The following is a 3,255-nucleotide window of genomic DNA, read 5'->3' on the forward strand; positions in this document are numbered from 1 at the left end:
CATTTAAGAATATATAAAGGATATATATAACATATGTTATATATATCTTATATTTGGGTGTATATAGAACATATGTTATATATACTATTGTTAGCAAACATTTAACCACTGTTATGGGGAGAAAGGTAGAGTAAACGATATGGATATAAAGGAAATCGAAAAAATATCAAAAAAATTCATATCAGAACTTCAAAAAAGAAGCGATAATATAGGTTACATACACGACTTAGACAAAACAACAGGTAATAATAATAAATCCCATTCGATAATAAAATTTTTAATAAAAGATGTTAAACTATTAAATAATCATATAGGAAGAAGCTATATTTTAAATGAAGACGGTATTAATTTTAAATCTTTTAAATCATTAAGATTAAAGAGAATTGCAACGAATAACTTTAGCAACATATTAGCATTTATAGCTATATGTATTTCTATATATAGTTTGTTTAATAATTCTAACGAAACAAATCAACAATTATTAGAACTAAATGAGGAAATAAAGTACCAAGAGCAAAACATCGAAACCCAAAAACAAAATCTGGATAATGCGACAATTCGTATAAAGTTTTTAGAAGATTCTTTAATGATTGAAAAAAAGTAGTTGCCATAATAATTTAAATTTTAGTTAATAATGAGTGATTTAATAAATGAATATTATAATTCCAACGATTTAAAAGAAAAGTTAGAATTAAAAAAAGAACTTTTAAAAAACAATAATTCAAGAGAATTTAAAGTTGCCGTAATGGCTCATTACGATGCTTTCAAAAATTCAGGTGAAAAAATGTTTTTAGACACTATGCTTCAATTTCATCATTAACAACCATAACCAAACGAGGCTCGTCATTGTTAATTTCAGAAGTATCAATATTGACATTATTGTAGCCGTGTTTTTGAGCTAACTTAAGAACATCTTTACAAAATTCGTTGTCAGGATGAAACGAAATAATAGAAATACAATTTTTATCCATAATAATTTAAATTTTAGTTAATAATGAAAATAACAGTAAAAGACTACAAAGACCATATACGAAAAAAGTTAGATAATTTATTAGATTCTAATTCAATCAAAGAAATGGAATTTATTAAGATTGAGATAATTCACTTACTTGATAGAATAAACGAAAAAGATATCAGTACTGAGGTTATAGAAAATCAAATAAATGAACTTATAGAAATGTTTGAAAAAGGATATAAAACTGAAAGATTAGAACCTTTTAATTATCTTCTTATTTGGATTGACAATGAGTTTTATAATAAGATTTAAACTTTTTTTCTAAAGAATGAACGAATATATTTAATTGATTTAAATCGTGTTGATTTACTTCTTTTTTATCTAATTTAATTTTATTTTCCAAGCTCTTTAATTTAGAATATATAATAGTAAATTCTGTAAAATCAGAAAGTTCTTTTTGAGCTTCGTCAGATTGAGCCATAATAATAAAAAGATTTGCTAACAAAGTATATAATTAATAAGGGTTTCTTTGTTAATATTAAATTCAGTTTGTTTTTTTAATTCAGTCATAATACATAATTAGTTTATATTAAACCCTTACTAACTATATACTGTAACCGTTACCTTGCATTAAAAAAAAAGCTCACTCAAATGTGAATTTTTCGAGAAAAAATAAAGTTTTTTAAAGAGCTTAACCAAATTAAAACTTAAAAAAAATAGTTGCGGAAATTTAGCAAGTTTACAGAATAAATAAAAATAAAAAAATCAGTACGCTGACTGAATAACTGACCGAAATTGATTGCGGATAATTAAATATTTTAAGCTGACTTAGAAAGTGACCGAACCTACTCTTTCCTGAAAATTTGAAACGCTATAAAAAAAAGAAAAACAAAACGCAATTAGAAACCTAAATTTAAAAACGCAAGGTAACAATGTATAAAAATAATGCTTAACTTTATTCCTTAATCGAAAGGAAAGTGTTCGTTTGCTTGCTTCTGATTTTCCTTCGGAAAATCCTCGCACACAAAACCGCACTATTCTTATACTAACCGTTAGCCATAATATGAGAAACGGAACGAAAATTGATATTACCCAGTAAATTGAACCAATGAAAAATGTAATTCTGATTTTATCAATCATCTTTTCTAATCTGATTTTTTGCCAAACCGAAAAGTGTAGTGTTCAAGAAATACAACTTGAGACTTATGAATTCGTGCTGAATAATCTGAATCGAATAAATAAGAAATTTGAAAATAAGGAATCTCTTATTGAAGTTTCAATTGACTTCAAAAAACATACGCCTGAACAGGAAGTAACAAAAGATTACGCTGAAATTAAAAATATAGACTATTATCTGGTCTCGCCTGAAAACTCATATAGCGGAGAAAATAAAGAAAAAATAAAAGTCTATTCCAAACTTGACAAATTAGTAGTTGATAAAATAAATAATTGCATTTCTAATTCAACAGAATTTAAAGAGCATCTTTACGGAAATATCACGTTTCGAATTCCATTAAATAAAAAAAATATTGGAATCGCAATCGAACAAGTAAAATCGACGATAGAAGAATAAAATACTATGGCTAACATCGTGTAAAATTAATTGCTAGTTCTAGCCTACTTACGAATATTCCTGCGGAATATTCTATTCGGTTTTTATTTGCTAAATTAGTTACTTAAACACGCAACTAATCTTACACAAACACGTTAGGCACAAGTTGACCAAAAATGCGAACAGAAGAATATAATAGAATAACGAAAGAAGGAAACGTACTTGATTTTGGAACGCTAAAAGAAACTAAAAAGCAACTCGGAATAAATAAGTTGACGGAACTTGAATCTGAAATTGACCGAATATTAACGGAAAACAAAATTCTAAAGCCTGAATTGCATAATAAATCGAATGAAATAGAAACGGACTTTTATCTGATTGACCTAAATACTGACCAAATAGAACAGATAGTTTTTATGTTTGGAGATTTGGAAGTTGGGAGTCTCGGACTGAATTACGAAACGACTTATTCCGCTAGCTTTTTTGCTAAAATGCTTGATAAGTGGAATAATTTGCCAGATTATAGATGAAAAAATAAAAAACCAGTGCCTAACACCGTATAAAAAAAATTGCTAGTTTTACCTAAACCAAAGTTAGTTGCTCGTTTGCTAGCTTCTGATTTTCCTTCGGAAAATCCTCGCACACAAACACGCAACTTTCCTTATACATAAACGTTGTAAAACATTTAAAAAAAATCGGAACTTCATTTAAAACTCACAATTCTTGAATAAAAATAAAGAAAAATTTG

6 protein-coding genes are annotated in these 3,255 nt (G+C 26.8%); 5 read left to right on the forward strand and 1 reads right to left on the reverse strand.

All coding sequences use genetic code 11. The features are described 5' to 3' along the window. Positions 1-139 precede the first annotated feature (139 nt). Positions 140-604, forward strand: coding sequence for a hypothetical protein (locus HM985_RS16860; protein ID WP_179377382.1), 465 nt, complete (start codon positions 140-142; stop codon positions 602-604). Between the two features lie 30 nt (positions 605-634). Continuing rightward, entirely contained in the window at positions 635-820 is a 186-nt protein-coding gene (locus HM985_RS16865) for a hypothetical protein (protein ID WP_179377383.1), read from the forward strand. Here the strand turns inward: HM985_RS16865 and HM985_RS16870 are convergent. Next, positions 798-971, reverse strand: coding sequence for a hypothetical protein (locus HM985_RS16870; RefSeq protein WP_179377384.1), 174 nt, complete (start codon positions 969-971; stop codon positions 798-800). The genes HM985_RS16865 and HM985_RS16870 overlap by 23 nt on opposite strands. Before the next feature lie 23 nt (positions 972-994). Between HM985_RS16870 and HM985_RS16875 the strand changes: the two genes are divergently transcribed. The 3 genes from HM985_RS16875 to HM985_RS16885 all read left to right on the forward strand — a co-directional run bounded on the left by HM985_RS16875 (position 995) and on the right by HM985_RS16885 (position 3,037). Further along, complete coding sequence (locus HM985_RS16875; RefSeq protein ID WP_179377385.1) at positions 995-1,267, forward strand: hypothetical protein; 273 nt, start codon at positions 995-997, stop codon at positions 1,265-1,267. Positions 1,268-2,063: 796 nt separating this feature from the next. Further along, positions 2,064-2,528 (forward strand): hypothetical protein, encoded by a 465-nt coding sequence (locus tag HM985_RS16880; RefSeq protein WP_179377386.1) that lies wholly within the window; start codon positions 2,064-2,066, stop codon positions 2,526-2,528. A gap of 155 nt (positions 2,529-2,683) precedes the next feature. Then, a complete protein-coding gene (locus tag HM985_RS16885) occupies positions 2,684-3,037 on the forward strand; it encodes a hypothetical protein (RefSeq protein WP_179377387.1) in 354 nt (117 codons plus the stop codon). The last annotated feature ends 218 nt before the right edge of the window (positions 3,038-3,255 follow it).

Origin of the sequence: Winogradskyella wichelsiae (genome assembly GCF_013403925.1) — a bacterium.
Taxonomy (GTDB): domain Bacteria; phylum Bacteroidota; class Bacteroidia; order Flavobacteriales; family Flavobacteriaceae; genus Winogradskyella; species Winogradskyella wichelsiae.

What these genes read in the sequence shown, in the direction of transcription:
- HM985_RS16860 (WP_179377382.1), top strand. Translation starts at nt 140, where the DNA reads ATGGATATAAAGGAAATCGAAAAAATATCAAAAAAATTCATATCAGAA.
- HM985_RS16875 (WP_179377385.1), top strand. Translation starts at nt 995, where the DNA reads ATGAAAATAACAGTAAAAGACTACAAAGACCATATACGAAAAAAGTTA.
- HM985_RS16870 (WP_179377384.1), bottom strand. Translation starts at nt 971, where the DNA reads ATGGATAAAAATTGTATTTCTATTATTTCGTTTCATCCTGACAACGAA.
- HM985_RS16865 (WP_179377383.1), top strand. Translation starts at nt 635, where the DNA reads ATGAGTGATTTAATAAATGAATATTATAATTCCAACGATTTAAAAGAA.
- HM985_RS16880 (WP_179377386.1), top strand. Translation starts at nt 2,064, where the DNA reads ATGAAAAATGTAATTCTGATTTTATCAATCATCTTTTCTAATCTGATT.
- HM985_RS16885 (WP_179377387.1), top strand. Translation starts at nt 2,684, where the DNA reads ATGCGAACAGAAGAATATAATAGAATAACGAAAGAAGGAAACGTACTT.